Origin of the sequence: Streptomyces sp. TN58, from assembly GCF_001941845.1 — a bacterium.
Lineage (GTDB): Bacteria > Actinomycetota > Actinomycetes > Streptomycetales > Streptomycetaceae > Streptomyces.
Genome location: NZ_CP018870.1, coordinates 4,866,453 through 4,883,214, shown reverse-complemented (window position 1 = coordinate 4,883,214; position 16,762 = coordinate 4,866,453). Strand labels below are relative to the sequence as shown.

Below are 16,762 nucleotides of genomic sequence, written 5' to 3'. Positions count from 1 at the left end.
CAGGGCCGGGCTCCCCCCAAGGGGAGCCCGGCCCTGCGTCGTGAGCGGCGGAGCCGGGCACCACCCCTGGTCGGGTGCCCGGCTCCGGTACCGCGGCGCGTCACATGACCGTGACGGCCCCTGCGGCGGCCCCCGCCACGACCTCGGCGGCGGCCCGTCCGCAGACGCGGGCGGCGCCGTGCGTGGCGATGTGCAGGGCGCCGCGCGGCTCGGCGCGCGGCAGTCCCATCTCGATCACGACCGTGTCCGGCCGGGCCTCGACGAGCGTGTCCAGCACCTCGGCCATCCACGGGTGGCGGTGCGCGTCGCGGACCACCGCGACGACGGTGCGCTCCCCTGCCGCCGCAAGGATCTCCGCGGCGGTGGCGCCCTGCGGGTAGAGACCCGAGGCGGTGCCCGGGAGCAGCTCGGCCAGCTCGGCGGCCGGGCCCCAGGGCGTCTCGTCGCCTACCGCGATGTTCGCGACCGGGGTCAGGGTCGCGACGTACGGGCCGCTGAGCGGGCTCGCCGTACCGGTGACGGCGAGGGCCCGGCGGGCGGCGGTCAGGCCGATGCCGGACGCGCGGCTCCCCTCCGGCCGCGCGTCGGGCCGGGCCCCCGCGGTCCACGCGGCCAGCGCGCGGACCCGGGCGGCCGCGTCGGCGAGGCGCTCCTGGGGGAGCGCGCCCTCCCGCACGGCGGCCACGAGGGCGTCGCGCAGCCGCAGCACGGTGGCCTCGTCGGCGAGTCCGCCGCCGACGCAGATGGCGTCGGCGCCCGCCGCGATGGCCAGGACCGAGCCGCGCTCGATGCCGTACGTCCCGGCGATGGCGTGCATCTCCATGCCGTCGGTGACGATCAGGCCGTCGTAGCCGAGCTCCTTGCGCAGCAGGCCGGTCAGGATCTGCGGGCTGAGCGTGGCCGGGCGGGTCGGGTCGAGCGCGGGCACCAGGATGTGCGCGCTCATCACGGCCTTCGTCCCGGCCTCGATGGCCGCCCTGAACGGTACGAGTTCCCGTGCGGCGAGGGTGTCGAGGTCGACGTCGATACGCGGCAGGGCGTGATGGGAGTCGACGTTGGTGTCGCCGTGGCCCGGGAAGTGCTTGGTGCAGGCGGCGACGCCGGCGGCCTGGAGGCCTTCGACGTAGGCGGCGGTGTGCCGGGCGGCGAGGTGGGTGTCGGCGCCGAAGGAGCGGACGCCGATGACCGGGTTGTCCGGGTTGGAGTTGACGTCGGCGGAGGGGGCCCAGTTGAGGTTGACCCCGCACTCGGCGAGGCGGCGGCCGAGCTCGCGGGCGACGTCCCGGGTCAGGCCGGTGTCGTCGACGGCGCCGAGGGCCAGGTTGCCGGGGAAGGACGAACCGCCCCGGACTTCCAGGCGGGTGACGTCGCCGCCCTCCTCGTCGATGGCGACGAGGACGTCGTCGCGTTCGGCGCGCAGCTGCGCGGTCAGTGCGGCGAGCTGGCCGGGCGAGGTGATGTTGCGGCCGAAGAGGCCCACGGAGGTGAGGCCTTCGCCGATCCTGCGGAGCAGCCAGGCGGGGGCGGTGGTGCCCTCGAAGCCGGGCTGGAGGACGGCGAGGGCGTCGCGGGTCACCTCGTCGGAGGCGGTGGCGCGGTGCGCAAGGACGGTCATGAGGGCGTCATCCCTTCACGGCGCCGGCGGTCATGCCGCCGACGGCCTTGCGCTGGAGGAAGATGAAGATCAGCAGGACCGGTACGGCGAAGAGCGAGGACGCGGCCATGGTGGCGCCCCAGTCGTTGCCGAAGGCCGACATGAACTCGGTCAGCCACAGGGGCAGGGTCTGCGCGGTCTTCTCCTTGTTGAGGATCAGGACCATGGCGAACTCGTTCCAGGCCGTGATGAAGCCGAAGAGCGAGGTGGACATCAGGCCGGGGGCCAGCAGCGGGAAGATCACCTTGCGGAAGGCCTGGCCGCGGGTGCAGCCGTCGATCTGTGCCGCCTCCTCCAGGGTCACCGGGACGGCGGCGATGAAGCCGCGCAGCGTCCAGATGGTGAAGGGGAGGATCATCACGAAGTAGATGGCGGTGAGCAGCGGGAGGCTGTTCAGCATCTCGCCGTCGCGGGCGATCATGTACATCGCGATGACCATGACCTCCCAGGGAGCCATCTGGGCCATCATCACGGTCAGGACGAGGCCCTTGCGGCCCCTGAAGCGCATCCGGGCGATGGCGAAGCTCGCGGCGAGGGCGACGAGCAGGGCCAGCAGGACGGCGCCGAGGGTGACCAGGACGCTGTTGGTGACGTACGTCCAGAAGTTCTGTACGCCGGTGGCCTTGTCGAAGTTGTCCAGCGTCGGGGTGAAGACGAAGACGGGGTCCTTCGTGAGCATCTGGTCGGACGGCTTGAGGGCCGACGAGAACATCCAGTACACGGGGAAGACGAAGATCAGGGCCAGCAGGAGTGCGCCGAGGTTCTTGGCCACGGCCGCGGGGCGCACCGGGCGGCGGGTGCGCAGCTGCTGTGCGGGCCTCTCGGGCGCCGCGGGCTTCGGGGCGGTGGTCGTGCTCACTGCTCCTCCTCCTGCTTCAGGATCAGGCGGAAGTAGAAGGACATGACGACGACGAGGATGACGATCGTCAGGACGGAGATCGCTGCGGCGAGGCCGTAGTGGGCCTGGCTCTGACCCTCGACGTAGGCGAAGACGGGCAGGATCTCGGAGGCGCGGTCCGGGCCGCCCTTGTTCATCGCGTAGACCTGGGTGAAGGCCTTGAAGACCCAGATCACCTCAAGGAAGGTGGTGATGAGGAAGAAGGGCTTCAGGTTCGGGAAGACGATCTTCCAGAAGGTCTGCCAGCCGTTGGCGCCGTCCATGCGGGCGGCCTCGTACAGCTCGGCGCCGACGGTGGTGAGGCCGGCGTACATGTTGAGGGCGACGAAGGGGATGGAGCCCCAGACCACCAGGATGGTGACGATCACCATGGTGGAGAGGCCGGTCTCCATCCAGTTGTGCTGTTCGTAGCCGGAGAAGCCGGCGGTGCGCATGACCCAGTTCATGACGCCGAACTGCTCGTCGAAGAGCCACCGGAAGACCTGTACCGAGGCGACGATCGGCATGGCCCACGCCATGACCAGCGCCATCGAGAGGACCAGGCGCATCTTCTTGCCGAGCTTGTTGAGCAGGATGCCTATGAGGCTGCCGAGCGCCATGATCAGCGCGACGTTGGCCAGGGTGAAGGCGAAGCTGCGGACGACGACGGTCCAGAAGTCCGGGTCGCCGAGCAGCTCGGTGTAGTTGTCGAATCCCGCGAAGGGGTACTTCCGCTGGATGAACTCGACCTTGTTGATGTCCTGGAGGGACAGGATCACGTTCTTGATCAGCGGGTACAGCAGGAGCGTCGCGAGGGCGAGCACCGCGGGCGCGACCAGCAGGTAGGGCAGCCACCCGGTGGGGAGCGACCTGCCGCCCGCGCGAGGCGGGCTGGTGCCGGGGCCGGCTGCTGGGGCCGGTGTCTCGGGCAGTCCGACGGACTTCGGTGGTGCGTCCTGTGGAGCGCTGGTCACCGCTCCCTGGGAGTGCACGGTCATGGCTTGGCTTCCTCGCGGTTGACTGTGGAGTCAAATGCGCGACCGGGGGCGCGGCGGGTGTCCGGGCACCTGCCGCACTCCCCGGTGCGTGCACACTGCTGGGTCGTGCGGGTCCTGCGGGTCCTACGGGGTGCAGCGGGTGCTGCGGGTGTTGCGGCGCGGGACTACTTGTTGATGCGCTTGGCGATCTCGGCGTCCGCCTCGGCGCCGGCCTTGGCCGCGTCCTCGCCCTTCAGGACCTTGGTCATGAACTCCTTGATGGGGTTCGGCTCGGTCTCGACGTTCGCCCAGCCCGCGGTGACCGGGGTGATCCTGCCGTTGACGCCGGCCTTGCCCATGGCCTCGGCGAAGGAGCCCGCGGCCGGGGTGAAGTTGGCGGCGGCCTGGTTCGGCAGCAGCGCGCCCTTGGTCTCGGCGGCGTACTTGGTCATCTGGTCCTTGCCGGCGGCGAGGGCCAGCCACTCCTTGGCGAGCTCCTTGTTCTTGGAGCGCTCGGCGACGGCGAGGTTCGAGCCGCCGAGGAAGACGGTGCTGGTCTTGTCGGCGGTCTTGCCCGGGATCGGGAAGTAGCCGAAGTCGGCTTCCTTGCCCGCGTCCTTCAGGGCCTTCTCGGCACCGCCGGCCTCCCAGCCGAGACCGATCCAGGAGGCGACGCCGCCCTTGGGGATGATGTCGGTGGACTGCTGCGGGTTGGCCTCGTCCTTGTCCTTGGGGGCGGTGGAGTAGGACTGGATCTTCTTGTAGAACTCCATCGCGGCGCCGGCCTGCGGGGTGCCGAGGGCGCCCTTCCACTTGGAGCCGTCCTTGACGGCGAGGTCACCGCCCTCGTCCCAGATGAGGCCCGCGAGGACGTACCAGCTCTGGCCGGGCAGGTAGATGGGCTGGGTGGACGGGTCGGCCGCCTTCAGCTTCTCCAGGCCGGCGACCCACTCGTCGCGGGTGGTGGGCGGGGTGACGCCGGCCTTCGCGAAGGCCTTCTTGTCGTAGATGACGACGCGGTTGGCGGCGTACCAGGGGGCGGAGTAGAGCTTGCCGTCGACCTCGGCCGAGGCGAGCATGCTCTTCTGCCAGGCGTTGGCGCCGAGGGCGGCCTTGTCCTTCGTCAGGTCGGCGAGCCCGCCGGTGACCGCGTAGCCGGCGGTCTGGGTGTTGCCGAGCTCAAGGACGTCCGGAGGGTTGTTCTCGGAGAGGGCCGTGGTGACCTTCTCCTGGATGCCGGTCCACTTCTGCTCCTCGACCTTGACCGTCACACCGGGGTGCTTGGCCGAGAACTCCTTGTTGACCTCGTCGATCCAGGCCTTCGGCGCGGAGCCGTCCATGACCCAGACGGTGATCTCCTTGGGACCCGCGTCGGCCTTGGCCTTGTCGTCGTCCCCATTGCCACACGCCGCGAGTCCGACCATCATGCCCGCGACACCGACCGCCGCGATGAGCTTGCGCTTCACGCCACCCTCCTCAGGGATGCCTGCCTGCACTTCCCTTGCCCGCCGCGGTGACATACGCGAAGTACTGCCGTGGGGCTGGGATCTGATCCATATTGGTGTAGACCAGTAGCTGGAGCTTGGCCTAGACCTTTAGGGGTGTCAAGGGTCTAATGAGCGGGTGCCCGGTCCGTTATCGGACCGACACCTGGGGAGAGAGAAGGCCTGTACCCCCACTCGTGTCACCATGTGACCGCACATATCGGAGGAGCCGGTGACGGCAGCGAAACTGGAGTCGGGAAGGCGGGCGGCGATGGCCACCGAAGGGGCACTCACGGAGCCGGACGGCGGGGCAGCCACTCGCACGGCGCGTGTACCCAAGTACTACCGACTCAAGCGGCACTTGCTCGACATGACCGAGACCCTGCCGCCCGGCACCCCGGTACCGCCGGAGCGCACGCTCGCGGCCGAATTCGACACCTCGCGCACCACGGTCCGCCAGGCCCTGCAGGAACTGGTCGTCGAGGGACGACTGGAGCGGATCCAGGGCAAAGGCACCTTCGTCGCCAAGCCCAAGGTCTCGCAGGCCCTGCAACTGACCTCCTACACGGAGGACATGCGGGCCCAGGGCCTGGAGCCGACCTCACAGCTCCTCGACATCGGCTACGTGACCGCCGACGACACCCTCGCCGGCCTGCTGAAGATCAACACCGGTGGGCGGGTGCTGCGCATCGAGCGGCTGCGCCTCGCCAGCGGCGAGCCGATGGCCATCGAGACCACCCACCTGTCGGCCAAGCGCTTCCCCGCGCTGCGCCGCTCGCTCGCCAAGTACACCTCCCTCTACACCGCCCTCGCCGAGGTGTACGACGTCCACCTCGCGGAGGCCGAGGAGACCATCGAGACCTCCCTGGCCACCCCCCGCGAGGCCGGCCTGCTCGGCACGGACGTCGGCCTGCCGATGCTGATGCTCTCCCGGCACTCCCTGGACGCCGACGGCGAACCGGTGGAGTGGGTGCGCTCGGTGTACCGCGGCGACCGCTACAAGTTCGTCGCCAGGCTCAAGCGCCCCGCCGTCTGACACGGCCGGACCCCGCCCCGCGTACCGGAATTCCCCGACCGGAATGCGGACGGGGTCTTACGTTCACCAGGTGATCCCCCGTAGATTCCGCCTGCTTACGCAGATGATCGACGAGGGGACGAGAGATCATGCCTGAACCGGAAGCAACAAGGACACAACGGGACACGGCGGGTCCGGGAACCCCATCGGGCCCGCCCTCCCCCAAGTCCATCGCCGTGTGGGTGCTCGTCGGGCTCGTCGGCGCCATCGGCTGGGGCGTGCTCGCGCTCTCGCGCGGCGAGGAGATCTCCGCGGCCTGGCTGCTCGCCGCCGCACTGGGCTCGTACGCCATCGCCTACCGCTTCTACGCCCGCTTCATCGCGCACCGCGTACTGAAGGTCGACGCGACGCGGGCCACCCCCGCCGAACGCCTCGACAACGGTGTCGACTTCCATCCCACCGACCGCCGGGTGCTCTTCGGCCACCACTTCGCCGCCGTCGCCGGCGCCGGCCCGCTCGTCGGCCCCGTGCTCGCCGCGCAGATGGGCTACCTGCCCGGGACCATCTGGATCGTCGCGGGCGTGATCTTCGCGGGCGCCGTCCAGGACATGGTGACGCTGTTCTTCTCCACCCGCCGCGACGGCCGTTCGCTCGGCCAGATGGCGCGGGACGAGATCGGCCCCGTGGGCGGAGCCGCCGCCCTGGTCGCCGTGTTCGCCATCATGATCATCCTGCTGGCGGTGCTGGCGCTGGTCATCGTCAACGCCCTCGCCCACTCCCCCTGGGGCGTCTTCTCCATCGGCATGACCATCCCGATCGCCGTCTTCATGGGCTTCTACCTGCGCGTCCTGCGGCCGGGCCGGGTCACCGAGGTCTCCCTCATCGGTGTCGCCCTGCTGCTGCTCGCCATCGTCGCGGGCGGCTGGGTCGCCGAGTCCTCCTTCGCCGGGACCTTCACCCTGGAGAAGGAGACGCTCGTCATCTGGATGGTGGTGTACGGCTTCCTGGCGTCCGTCCTGCCGGTCTGGATGCTGCTCGCGCCCCGCGACTACCTGTCCACCTTCATGAAGGTCGGCACCATCGCGCTTCTCGCGATCGGCGTGGTCGTCGCGATGCCGACCCTGAAGATGCCGTCCATCACCGACTTCGCGGCCCGCGGCGACGGCCCGGTCTTCGCCGGGTCGATGTTCCCCTTCGTCTTCATCACCATCGCGTGCGGCGCGCTCTCGGGCTTCCACGCCCTGGTCTCCTCGGGCACCACCCCGAAGATGATCCAGAAGGAGACCCAGGTCCGCATGATCGGCTACGGCGCCATGCTGACCGAGTCGTTCGTCGCCGTCATGGCCATCATCGCGGCCTGCATCATCGAGCCCGGCCTCTTCTTCGCCGTCAACTCCCCCGGCGGGGTCATCGGCACCACGGTCGAGTCCGCCTCGCAGGCGGTGACGAACTTCGGCTTCGCCATCTCGCCCGAAGCGCTCACCCAGGCCGCCAAGGACGTCGAGGAATCCAGCCTGCTGTCGCGCACCGGCGGCGCGCCGACCTTCGCACTCGGAATGTCGGAGATCTTCTCCGCCGTCGTGGGCGGCGCGGGGATGAAGGCCTTCTGGTACCACTTCGCGATCATGTTCGAAGCGCTCTTCATCCTGACGACGCTCGACGCGGGCACCCGCGTGGGCCGCTTCATGCTCCAGGACACCCTCGGCAACGTCCACAAGTCCTTCAAGGACGTCAGCTGGAAGCCCGGCGTGTGGTTCGCGAGCGCGATCGTCGTCGGCGCGTGGGGCTACTTCCTGTGGGTCGGCATCAAGGACCCGCTGGGCGGCATCAACCAGCTCTTCCCGCTCTTCGGCATCGCCAACCAGCTGCTCGCCGCGGTCGCGCTGGCCGTCTGCACCACGCTGCTGGTCAAGTCCGGCCGGCTGAAGTGGGCCTGGGTGACGGGCGTCCCGCTGGTCTGGGACGCGACGGTGACCCTCACCGCCAGCTACCAGAAGGTCTTCTCCGAGGACGTCAAGGTCGGCTTCTTCGCCCAGCGCGACAAGTACCAGGCGGGCATCGACGCCGACAAGGTTCTGGCCCCGGCGAAGAACATGGACGACATGCACACGATCGTCACCAACGCCACGGTCGACGGCGTGCTGTGCGCCCTGTTCGCCGTCCTGATCATCGTGGTCCTCGCCGACGCGCTGCGGACCTGCCTCAAGGCCGTCCGCGACCCGGGGTCGGCGTCGCTGTCCGAGGTCCCGTGGACCGAGTCGAAGATCGTCGCCCCGGCCGGTCTGATCGCGACCGCCGAGGAGCGGGCGCAGCTCGCCGCGGCGGCGGACCGCGACTCCGGCGGCGGGCAGGTCAAGGAGCCGGTGGGATGAGCGGCGTACGCGCCGTGCTGGCCCGGGCCAGGTACTACGTACGGGAGTTCTCCGGGGAGGCAGCCTACGACCGGTACGTGGCCCACGCCCGCTCGCACGACCCGGACGCGGAGGTCCCCACCCGGCGCGCCTTCGAACGCGCCCGCACCGACGCCCGCGAGGCGGACCCCCGCGAGGGCTTCCGCTGCTGCTGACACGTGGGGAGGGGGCCCCGCCGCGTCCTGCGGCGGGGCCCTAGGCGTTCCTCAGCGCACCCAGTCCTTGAGGACTTCGGTCTGAAGGGTGATGTTGACCGGATCGGGGAGCTCAACGTCGTTCCCGAACTCCACCGTACGGGTGTTCGCATACCTGCGGCCGTCCGGTTCACTGAACACGGTCACGTCGCACGCCTCCCGGTCGATGAGCAGGTACACAGGGATGCCCGTCTGGGCGTAGGCGAGGGGCTTCTCCACGCGGTCACGCCGGTCCGTGTCGGTGTCGTACGAGGTGACCTCTACGACCATCAGGACCGGAGCGGGGTCGGCCCACTCGCCCTGGCCGACAAACGCGTCATCGACCGCGAGAGCGGCATCGGGACGGGCGCGACCCGAGCGGTAGTCCCCCACAGCCAACCCCCGCTCCACGTGAAGCCACAGCTCGGGCCGGTGCTGCATGCAGATGCGTGCGAGCCACAGAACGATGCGGTCGTGATCTCCGTCCGGCACTGCCTTGCTCCTGATGACCCCGTCGATGAACTCCAGCCGCAGACCTTCGACCTCTCTGGCGGCTATACGCGCGACAGCCTCGAAGTCCTCGGTCAGCATGTGGGGCCTGTCGGTCATCACGGTCATGCCTCGCTCACCTTCCTCGACGGTGCTGTCTCCGACGATAGCGCCGGGCGCCGACAGGCGTCCTGCACACTCGACCGCATGGACATCACGATCAGAGCGGTACGGGACGCCGACCACGCCGAGCTGGGCGAGATGACGGCGCAGGCCTACCTCGCCGACGGGCACCTGGACTTCAACGAGGACGACGCGTACCTGCACGTGCTGCGCGACGTGGCCGGCCGGGCCGCCCGGGCCGAGGTGCTCGTCGCCGAGCGTGACGGGCGGGTGCTCGGCGGGGTGACCTTCGCCGCACCCGGCAGCCCGCTCGCCGACATAGCCGGCCCGGACGAGGCGGAGTTCCGGATGCTGGCGGTGGCCCACGCGGCCCGGGGCCAGGGCGCCGGCGAGGCCCTGGTGCGGGCGTGCGTCGAGCGGGCGCGGGCGATCGAGGGCGTCACGGGCCTGGTGCTCTCCACCCAGCGCAGCATGGCCGGGGCCCACCGGATCTACGTACGGCTGGGTTTCGTACGCACTCCGGAGCGGGACTGGGCGCCCATCGAGGGCCTGAAACTCCTGACGTACCGACTCAAGCTGTAGCCGCGCCGACACTACATGTGGGGGCTGCCGCATGAGGCCGCCCCCACATGTATGCTCATGCCTGCTGTCGCCGCAGGGGAATCCGGTGGGAATCCGGAACTGTCCCGCAACGGTATGAAGTGTCCGACATCCGGACGCCAAGTCCGATGACCTGCCGTCAGCGCGCCCGGATCGACCGACCCGGGTGCCGACACGTCCGGGCCTCGCGGTTGGGCCGGTGGACGCCATGCGGTGTGCCCGTTCCTGCCACGCCCGCATGCGCCCGCGCCCGCCCGCCGTTGACCGGGCCGAGCGAGGGAGAGCTCCCGCCGTGACCATCGCGCCTTCCGCACCGCGCGCCGAGTCCGTTTCTGGCGACAACACCGAGGGCCCGGGGGCCACGCTGCTGCGTACCCTCACCGAACTGACGGCGGACCTCCCCGACACCGACCCGGGCCGCGTCGCCGCCGCCGCGCTCCGCGGCCGCAGCTCCGCCGCCGACGACGCCGAACTGCGGGGTCTGGCCACCGAGTCCGCCGCCGGTCTGATCTCCGAGGACCCCGCCTACTCGAAGCTCGCCGCCCGCCTGCTGACGCTGGCCGTGCGGGACGAGGCCGCGAGCCAGGGATCCACCTCCTTCTCCGCCTCCGTCGAGGTCGGCCACCGCGAGGGCCTCATCGCCGACCGCACCGCCGAGTTCGTACGCGCGCACGCGAGCCGCCTGGACGCACTGGTCGAGCACACCCTCGCCGAGGGCGCCGACGACCGCTTCGGCTTCTTCGGCCTGCGCACCCTGCACAGCCGCTACCTGCTGCGCCACCCCATCACCCGTCAGGTCATCGAGACCCCGCAGTACTTCATGCTGCGCGTGGCCTGCGGCCTCGCCGCGGACGAGAGCGTCCAGGCCGTCGAGGAGGTGGCCTCGCTGTACCGGCTGATGAGCCGCCTCGACTACCTGCCGTCCTCCCCCACGCTCTTCAACTCCGGCACCCGGCACCCGCAGATGTCCTCCTGCTACCTGCTGGACTCCCCGCTGGACGAGCTGGACTCGATCTACGACCGCTACCACCAGGTCGCGCGCCTGTCGAAGCACGCGGGCGGCATCGGCCTGTCGTACTCCCGCATCCGCGCCCGCGGTTCGCTGATCCGCGGCACCAACGGCCACTCCAACGGCATCGTGCCGTTCCTGAAGACCCTCGACGCCTCCGTCGCCGCCGTGAACCAGGGCGGCCGCCGCAAGGGCGCCGCCGCCGTCTACCTGGAGACCTGGCACGCGGACATCGAGGAGTTCCTGGAGCTCCGCGACAACACCGGTGAGGACCAGCGCCGCACCCACAACCTGAACCTGGCCCACTGGGTGCCGGACGAGTTCATGCGCCGCGTGAACGCCGACGCCGAGTGGTCGCTGTTCTCCCCGGCCGACGTGCCCGAGCTGGTCGACCTGTGGGGCGACGAGTTCGACGCCGCCTACCGCAAGGCCGAGGCCGACGGCCTGGCCCGCAAGACCATGCCCGCCCGCGACCTGTACGGCCGGATGATGCGCACCCTCGCGCAGACCGGCCAGGGCTGGATGACCTTCAAGGACGCGTCCAACCGCACGGCCAACCAGACCGCCGAGCCGGGCACCGTCGTCCACTCCTCGAACCTGTGCACCGAGATCATCGAGGTCACCAACGACGGAGAGACGGCCGTCTGCAACCTCGGCTCGGTCAACCTGGGCGCCTTCGTGCTCCCGGAGACCGGCGAGATCGACTGGGAGCGCCTGGACGAGACCGTCCGCACGGCGGTGACCTTCCTCGACCGCGTGGTGGACATCAACTTCTACCCGACCGAGCAGGCCGGCCGCTCCAACGCCCGCTGGCGTCCGGTGGGCCTGGGCGCGATGGGCCTCCAGGACGTCTTCTTCAAGCTGAAGCTGCCCTTCGACTCCCCCGAGGCGAAGGCCCTGTCGACCAAGCTCTCCGAGCGCATCATGCTGGCCGCGTACGAGGCCTCCTGCGACCTCGCCGAGCGCAGCGGCCCGCTGCCGGCCTGGGAGCAGACCCGTACCGCGCGTGGCGTCCTGCACCCGGACCACTACGACACCGAGCTGAACTGGCCGGAGCGCTGGGACGCGCTGCGCGCCCGGGTCGCCGAGACCGGCATGCGCAACTCCCTGCTGCTGGCCATCGCGCCGACTGCGACGATCGCCTCGATCGCCGGCGTGTACGAGTGCATCGAGCCGCAGGTCTCCAACCTGTTCAAGCGCGAGACGCTGTCGGGCGAGTTCCTCCAGGTCAACGGCTATCTGGTGGAGGAGCTGAAGCAGCTCGGCGTGTGGGACGCCCAGACCCGTGAGGCGCTGCGCGACTCCTCGGGCTCGGTGCAGGGCTTCGGCTGGATCCCGGCCGAGGTGCGCGAGCTGTACCGCACGGCGTGGGAGATCCCGCAGCGCGGTCTGATCGACATGGCGGCGGCCCGCACGCCGTTCCTGGACCAGTCGCAGTCGCTGAACCTGTTCCTGGAGACGCCGACCATCGGCAAGCTCAGCTCGATGTACGCGTACGCCTGGAAGCAGGGCCTGAAGACCACCTACTACCTGCGCTCGCGCCCGGCGACGAAGATCGCCCGCGCCGCCCAGGCCGCCACCGCCGCTCCGGTGGCCCTCCCGCAGGCCGTCGACGCCGAGGCGCTGGCCTGCTCCCTTGAGAACCCCGAGTCCTGCGAGGCGTGCCAGTAATGAGCTCCCCCCACCCGTCACCCGACCACCGCCCCTCAACGACGGCACTTCGTGCCGACACCTCCGAAGTCAAGAACCTCCTGGACCCGGGCTTCGAGCTCACGCTCCGTCCGATGCGCTACCCGGACTTCTACGAGCGCTACCGGGACGCGATCAAGAACACGTGGACGGTGGAGGAGGTCGACCTCCACTCGGACGTCGCGGACCTCGCGAAGCTGACGCCCGCCGAGCAGCACATGATCGGCCGGCTGGTCGCGTTCTTCGCGACGGGCGACTCGATCGTCTCGAACAACCTGGTGCTGACGCTCTACAAGCACATCAACTCCCCTGAGGCGCGTCTGTACCTGTCGCGCCAGCTGTTCGAGGAGGCCGTGCACGTCCAGTTCTATCTGACGCTGCTCGACACCTACCTGCCCGACCCGGACGACCGCGCGGCGGCGTTCGACGCGGTGGAGGAGATCCCCTCCATCCGTGAGAAGGCGCAGTTCTGCTTCAAGTGGATGGACTCGGTCGAGAAGATCGAGCGGCTGGAGACGCAGGCCGACCGCCGCCGCTTCCTGCTGAACCTGATCTGCTTCGCCGCGTGCATCGAGGGCCTCTTCTTCTACGGCGCCTTCGCGTACGTGTACTGGTTCCGCTCCCGCGGTCTGCTGCACGGTCTGGCCACCGGCACCAACTGGGTGTTCCGTGACGAGACGATGCACATGAACTTCGCCTTCGAGGTCGTGGACACCGTCCGCAAGGAGGAGCCCGAGCTCTTCGACGACGAGCTCCAGCAGCAGGTCACCGACATGCTGAAGGAGGCCGTGGAGGCGGAGCTGCAGTTCGGCCGCGACCTGTGTGGTGACGGCCTGCCGGGCATGAACACCGAGTCGATGCGCGAGTACCTGGAGTGCGTCGCGGACCAGCGCCTGGTCCGCCTCGGCTTCCCGCCGGTGTACGGCTCGCAGAACCCGTTCTCGTTCATGGAGCTGCAGGGCGTCCAGGAGCTGACGAACTTCTTCGAGCGCCGTCCGTCGGCCTACCAGGTCGCGGTCGAGGGCACGGTCGACCTGGACGAGGACTTCTAGGCCGGAAAGCACCGAGAGCCGGGACGCGAACGAATCGCGTCCCGGCTCTTCGCGTCCCGGGGCGGTGGCGGGCGCCGTCGCGGCTCAGTGGGCGAGGCGTCCCGGGCGCGCGCCGGCGGGCTGCGGGCCGTGCCGGCGGCGCGGGGTGGGCGGCATGCCGCCCGCCTTCTGCCGGGGCAGCCACACGAGCCGGGTCTCGACGGCCCGGATCTGCCGGTCGATCCGCCGTTCGCGCAGGGCCCCGTAGAGGCTGGGGGCGAGCAGCAGGGCGGCGACGGCGAGGACGGCGAGGTAGCTCAGGAACGTGTTCATGTATCCACTGTCGCTCCGTTCACACGACCCGGCCACTGGCAGGACTGCCATGGAAGAGCGAATTACTGCCACACTGGGTGCATGTTGACCAATGTGGCCGTGGCCCTCCTCGACGACGTGGCCCCCTTCGAGTTCGGGATCTTCTGCGAGGTCTTCGGGATCGACCGCAGCGACCACGGACTGCCGGTGTACGACTTCGCCGTCTGCGCGGGGCAGGACGGGCCGCTGGCCATGTCCGGCACCGGTTTCGGGTTCACCCCGGCCCACGGGCCGGAGCGGCTGGAGAGCGCCGACCTGATCTGCGTGCCCGCCTTCCGCAACGCCTCCGAGCGCGATTTCCCGGAGCCGCTCCTGGCTGCCCTGCGGCGCGGGGTGGAGCGCGGCGCGCGGGTGCTCAGCGTGTGCAGCGGGGCCTACGTGCTCGGCGCGGCGGGTCTGCTGGACGGCCGGCGCTGCACCACCCACTGGATGCACGCCCAGGCCCTGACGCGGCGCTTCCCGCGGGCGCTGGTCGACCCGGACGTGCTCTACGTCGACGAGGGCCCGGTGATCACCTCGGCCGGCACCGCCTCGGGCATCGACGCCTGCCTGCACGTGGTCCGCCAGGAGCACGGCGCGGAGGTGGCCAACGCGATCGCGCGGCGGATGGTCGTCCCGCCGCACCGGGACGGCGGGCAGGCGCAGTACATCCAGCGGCCGCTGCCGCGCACGTCCTGCGACACGGTGGGTGAGGTGATCGAGTGGATGGCCCGCCACCTGGCGGAGGAGATCACCGTCGAGCAACTCGCGGAGCGCGCGCACATGTCACCGCGCACGTTCGCCCGCCGCTTCCTCCAGGAGACCGGCACGACGCCGTACAAGTGGGTGCTGCGCCAGCGGGTGATGCTGGCGCAGGAGTTGCTGGAGTCCACCGACGACACGGTCGACGCGATCGCGGGCCGCTCCGGCTTCGGCAACGCGGCCGCGCTGCGCCACCACTTCCTGCGGACCCTGGGCACCACGCCGAACTCCTTCAGGCGTGCCTTCCGGGGCCCGCAGGCGGCGTAGGCGTGAGGCGTGAGGCGTGACCGGGGTCGCGGGTCAGTCGTTCGGGACGGTCTCGTAGCGCGGGGTGCCCTCCGCCATCTGGCGCAGGGCGTCCTTGCGGTCCCGCTTCGAGAGCCGGTCGATGTACAGGTAGCCGTACAGGTGGTCGGTCTCGTGCTGCAGGCAGCGGGCGAAGTAGCCGGTGCCACGGACCTTGATCGGGTTGCCCTGGGCGTCCTGGCCCTCGACCTCGGCGTAGTCCGGGCGGGCCAGCGAGGCGTACGCCGTCGGGACGGACAGGCAGCCCTCGTTGGAGTCGTCCAGCACCCGCGAGCCGGCCGGGAGCTCGACGAGCCTGGGGTTGACCACGACACCGGTGTGGCGCACGCCCTCGTCGTCCGGGCAGTCGTAGACGAAGACCTTGGCGTCCACGCCGATCTGGTTCGCGGCCAGGCCCACGCCCTCGGCCGCCTTCTGGCTGGCGAACATGTCGTCGATCAGCTGGGCCAGCTCGTCACCGAACTCGGTGACGTCCTTGCACTCACTGTGCAGGACCGGGTTGCCGACGACCGTGATGGGGCGGGCGGTGCCGCGCTCCCGGTGGGCCAGCTCGCGCGCCTCACAGTCCTCGGTGTCCACGACGTAACCGTCGTTCACGACCTCGCCGCCATCGACAACCTGGTTCTCCTGCTGCGCCATGTCCGCCGTACGCCTTCCGTAAGTCCCGGTCACCGGTGGTCGCCGATGGCCACCGATGTGCCCGTACAGCCTACGGCCCCGGCTCAGCAGACTTCTTCGAGATCCCGCCACTCGCGGCTGTCAGGGCTGTCGGCGACCCACCCGTCGAGGAGCCCGCGCACCAGCCCGGCCGGTGCCGCGATGCCGCACTCGCGCTCGGGCACCCACAGGGAGCCGGAGCCCGCCGTCCGGTGCCCCAGCGGTCCGGGGTGCCCCGGCTCGCTGTGGTCGTGCGGGTCCAGGTGCTCCCCGTCGCCCTCGTCGCTCGGCATCTCGCTCTCCGAGCAGGTCCGGCACAGCAGCCGTACCGACGAGGACCAGTCCTCGGCGGCGAAGCCGGCGTCCGAGGCCAGCTGCTCCAGCGCGTCGCGGTCGGCCTCGGAGGCCGCCTCCAGCAGCACCACCCAGGTCGGCACGGGCGACGGCGCCCACAGCTCGATCTCGTCGAACACCGGGTACGAGGGTCCGGCCGCGGTCACCCGTTCGCCGTGCGGGACACCGTCGTGGAGGACGACCTCGCCCCAGCGCCGTCCCGAGGAGGGCAGGGGGATCGACAGGACCTCCAGCCTGGCCGGATCGAGCCGGCGGCCCCAGACCACCTCAGCCTCGCCCTCGGGCGACAGCCGCACGGCGGCGCTGCCCAGCTCCATGCCGACCGGCTCGCCGTTCCCGCCGGCGCCGTTGGCCCCGTGGGAGTCCCCGGGCACCTTCAGCCCGTACGCCTGCCAGGCCCGCCGGGCGAGCGGCCAGTCCTGGAGCGCGGTGGCGGCGATCCCTACGTTCCACCAGTCGGGCGCCCCGGTCTCGCGGTCGAGCAGGGCCACGGCGCGCAGCCCGGCGGCCCGCGCCTGCTCCCAGTCGTGCCGGAACTTGTGCAGCAGGGCCAGGTTGAACCAGGACTCGGAGAGCCACGGCTCCAGGTCGGCGGCTCTGGTCAGCAGCGCGCCCGCGTCCTCGTACCGCCCGTCGCCGATCAGCGTGAACGCGCGGTCGGTGGCCTGCCGCCACGAGGCGGAGGGCCGATGCCGTACCTTCCCGAAGATCCTCACGATTCCCGCCTGCCTGGGGGCACCTCCCAGCGGGTGGCTGGGGACTACGGTGCAGCCTTGCGGACACTCTTACTGGCATCCAAC

Annotated in this window: 15 protein-coding genes and 1 riboswitch; of the genes, 7 read left to right on the top strand and 8 right to left on the bottom strand. The window is 70.4% G+C overall.

The window, feature by feature from the left end; translation table 11 throughout:
* Nucleotides 1-100 precede the first annotated feature (100 nt).
* The 4 genes from BSL84_RS22365 to BSL84_RS22350 form a co-directional block, all read right to left on the bottom strand.
* On the bottom strand, nt 101-1,615 hold the full coding sequence (locus BSL84_RS22365) for a glycoside hydrolase family 3 protein (protein WP_045323495.1): 1,515 nt from the start codon (nt 1,613-1,615) through the stop codon (nt 101-103).
* A gap of 7 nt (nt 1,616-1,622) precedes the next feature.
* A complete protein-coding gene (locus BSL84_RS22360) occupies nt 1,623-2,459 on the bottom strand; it encodes a carbohydrate ABC transporter permease (protein WP_075972187.1) in 837 nt (278 codons plus the stop codon).
* A gap of 50 nt (nt 2,460-2,509) precedes the next feature.
* Nucleotides 2,510-3,529, bottom strand: coding sequence for a carbohydrate ABC transporter permease (locus BSL84_RS22355; protein ID WP_075970991.1), 1,020 nt, complete (start codon nt 3,527-3,529; stop codon nt 2,510-2,512).
* 164 nt (nt 3,530-3,693) lie between these two features.
* Nucleotides 3,694-4,974, bottom strand: a complete 1,281-nt coding sequence (locus tag BSL84_RS22350; RefSeq protein ID WP_075970990.1) for an extracellular solute-binding protein — start codon at nt 4,972-4,974, stop codon at nt 3,694-3,696.
* Between the two features lie 289 nt (nt 4,975-5,263).
* Here BSL84_RS22350 and BSL84_RS22345 point away from each other — a divergent pair, with 289 nt between their 5' ends.
* The 3 genes from BSL84_RS22345 (at nt 5,264) to BSL84_RS22335 (ending at nt 8,573) form a co-directional block, all read left to right on the top strand.
* Nucleotides 5,264-6,028 carry a GntR family transcriptional regulator gene (locus tag BSL84_RS22345; protein ID WP_030026774.1) on the top strand — a complete coding sequence of 255 codons (765 nt, stop codon included), beginning with the start codon at nt 5,264-5,266 and terminating at the stop codon, nt 6,026-6,028.
* A gap of 128 nt (nt 6,029-6,156) precedes the next feature.
* On the top strand, nt 6,157-8,379 hold the full coding sequence (locus BSL84_RS22340) for a carbon starvation CstA family protein (protein ID WP_199816303.1): 2,223 nt from the start codon (nt 6,157-6,159) through the stop codon (nt 8,377-8,379).
* Nucleotides 8,376-8,573, top strand: a complete 198-nt coding sequence (locus BSL84_RS22335; RefSeq protein WP_030026770.1) for a YbdD/YjiX family protein — start codon at nt 8,376-8,378, stop codon at nt 8,571-8,573. Before BSL84_RS22340 ends, BSL84_RS22335 begins: the two co-directional genes overlap by 4 nt.
* Nucleotides 8,574-8,624: 51 nt before the next feature.
* On the opposite strand, the gene BSL84_RS22330 is transcribed toward BSL84_RS22335, so the two are convergent.
* On the bottom strand, nt 8,625-9,209 hold the full coding sequence (locus BSL84_RS22330) for a Uma2 family endonuclease (RefSeq protein WP_030026769.1): 585 nt from the start codon (nt 9,207-9,209) through the stop codon (nt 8,625-8,627).
* A gap of 78 nt (nt 9,210-9,287) precedes the next feature.
* Here BSL84_RS22330 and BSL84_RS22325 point away from each other — a divergent pair, with 78 nt between their 5' ends.
* The 3 genes from BSL84_RS22325 to BSL84_RS22315 all read left to right on the top strand — a co-directional run bounded on the left by BSL84_RS22325 (nt 9,288) and on the right by BSL84_RS22315 (nt 13,553).
* The gene (locus tag BSL84_RS22325; protein WP_075970989.1) at nt 9,288-9,785 is read left to right on the top strand and encodes a GNAT family N-acetyltransferase; all 498 of its coding nucleotides are present in this window, start codon (nt 9,288-9,290) and stop codon (nt 9,783-9,785) included.
* Nucleotides 9,786-9,829: 44 nt separating this feature from the next.
* A riboswitch (cobalamin riboswitch) is annotated at nt 9,830-9,959 on the top strand.
* Nucleotides 9,960-10,095: 136 nt separating this feature from the next.
* A complete protein-coding gene (locus BSL84_RS22320) occupies nt 10,096-12,483 on the top strand; it encodes a ribonucleoside-diphosphate reductase subunit alpha (RefSeq protein ID WP_030026767.1) in 2,388 nt (795 codons plus the stop codon).
* Nucleotides 12,483-13,553, top strand: coding sequence for a ribonucleotide-diphosphate reductase subunit beta (locus BSL84_RS22315; protein ID WP_037660864.1), 1,071 nt, complete (start codon nt 12,483-12,485; stop codon nt 13,551-13,553). The genes BSL84_RS22320 and BSL84_RS22315 overlap by 1 nt, the downstream gene beginning before the upstream one ends.
* Nucleotides 13,554-13,637: 84 nt before the next feature.
* Here BSL84_RS22315 and BSL84_RS22310 read toward each other — a convergent pair whose 3' ends face one another.
* Nucleotides 13,638-13,865, bottom strand: coding sequence for a hypothetical protein (locus BSL84_RS22310; RefSeq protein ID WP_037660861.1), 228 nt, complete (start codon nt 13,863-13,865; stop codon nt 13,638-13,640).
* Nucleotides 13,866-13,946: 81 nt separating this feature from the next.
* On the opposite strand from BSL84_RS22310, the gene BSL84_RS22305 reads away from it, so the two are divergent.
* Nucleotides 13,947-14,912, top strand: coding sequence for a helix-turn-helix domain-containing protein (locus tag BSL84_RS22305; protein ID WP_075970988.1), 966 nt, complete (start codon nt 13,947-13,949; stop codon nt 14,910-14,912).
* 33 nt (nt 14,913-14,945) lie between these two features.
* Here the strand turns inward: BSL84_RS22305 and def are convergent, their stop codons facing one another.
* Nucleotides 14,946-15,590 (bottom strand): peptide deformylase, encoded by a 645-nt coding sequence (def, locus tag BSL84_RS22300; RefSeq protein ID WP_030026764.1) that lies wholly within the window; start codon nt 15,588-15,590, stop codon nt 14,946-14,948.
* Nucleotides 15,591-15,673: 83 nt separating this feature from the next.
* Nucleotides 15,674-16,678 (bottom strand): tetratricopeptide repeat protein, encoded by a 1,005-nt coding sequence (locus tag BSL84_RS22295; RefSeq protein ID WP_030026762.1) that lies wholly within the window; start codon nt 16,676-16,678, stop codon nt 15,674-15,676.
* Nucleotides 16,679-16,762: the final 84 nt, after the last annotated feature.

What these genes read in the sequence shown, in the direction of transcription:
- BSL84_RS22365 (WP_045323495.1), bottom strand. Translation starts at nt 1,615, where the DNA reads ATGACCGTCCTTGCGCACCGCGCCACCGCCTCCGACGAGGTGACCCGC.
- BSL84_RS22355 (WP_075970991.1), bottom strand. Translation starts at nt 3,529, where the DNA reads ATGACCGTGCACTCCCAGGGAGCGGTGACCAGCGCTCCACAGGACGCA.
- BSL84_RS22345 (WP_030026774.1), top strand. Translation starts at nt 5,264, where the DNA reads ATGGCCACCGAAGGGGCACTCACGGAGCCGGACGGCGGGGCAGCCACT.
- BSL84_RS22340 (WP_199816303.1), top strand. Translation starts at nt 6,157, where the DNA reads ATGCCTGAACCGGAAGCAACAAGGACACAACGGGACACGGCGGGTCCG.
- BSL84_RS22335 (WP_030026770.1), top strand. Translation starts at nt 8,376, where the DNA reads ATGAGCGGCGTACGCGCCGTGCTGGCCCGGGCCAGGTACTACGTACGG.
- BSL84_RS22330 (WP_030026769.1), bottom strand. Translation starts at nt 9,209, where the DNA reads ATGACCGTGATGACCGACAGGCCCCACATGCTGACCGAGGACTTCGAG.
- BSL84_RS22325 (WP_075970989.1), top strand. Translation starts at nt 9,288, where the DNA reads ATGGACATCACGATCAGAGCGGTACGGGACGCCGACCACGCCGAGCTG.
- BSL84_RS22315 (WP_037660864.1), top strand. Translation starts at nt 12,483, where the DNA reads ATGAGCTCCCCCCACCCGTCACCCGACCACCGCCCCTCAACGACGGCA.
- BSL84_RS22310 (WP_037660861.1), bottom strand. Translation starts at nt 13,865, where the DNA reads ATGAACACGTTCCTGAGCTACCTCGCCGTCCTCGCCGTCGCCGCCCTG.
- BSL84_RS22305 (WP_075970988.1), top strand. Translation starts at nt 13,947, where the DNA reads ATGTTGACCAATGTGGCCGTGGCCCTCCTCGACGACGTGGCCCCCTTC.
- def (WP_030026764.1), bottom strand. Translation starts at nt 15,590, where the DNA reads ATGGCGCAGCAGGAGAACCAGGTTGTCGATGGCGGCGAGGTCGTGAAC.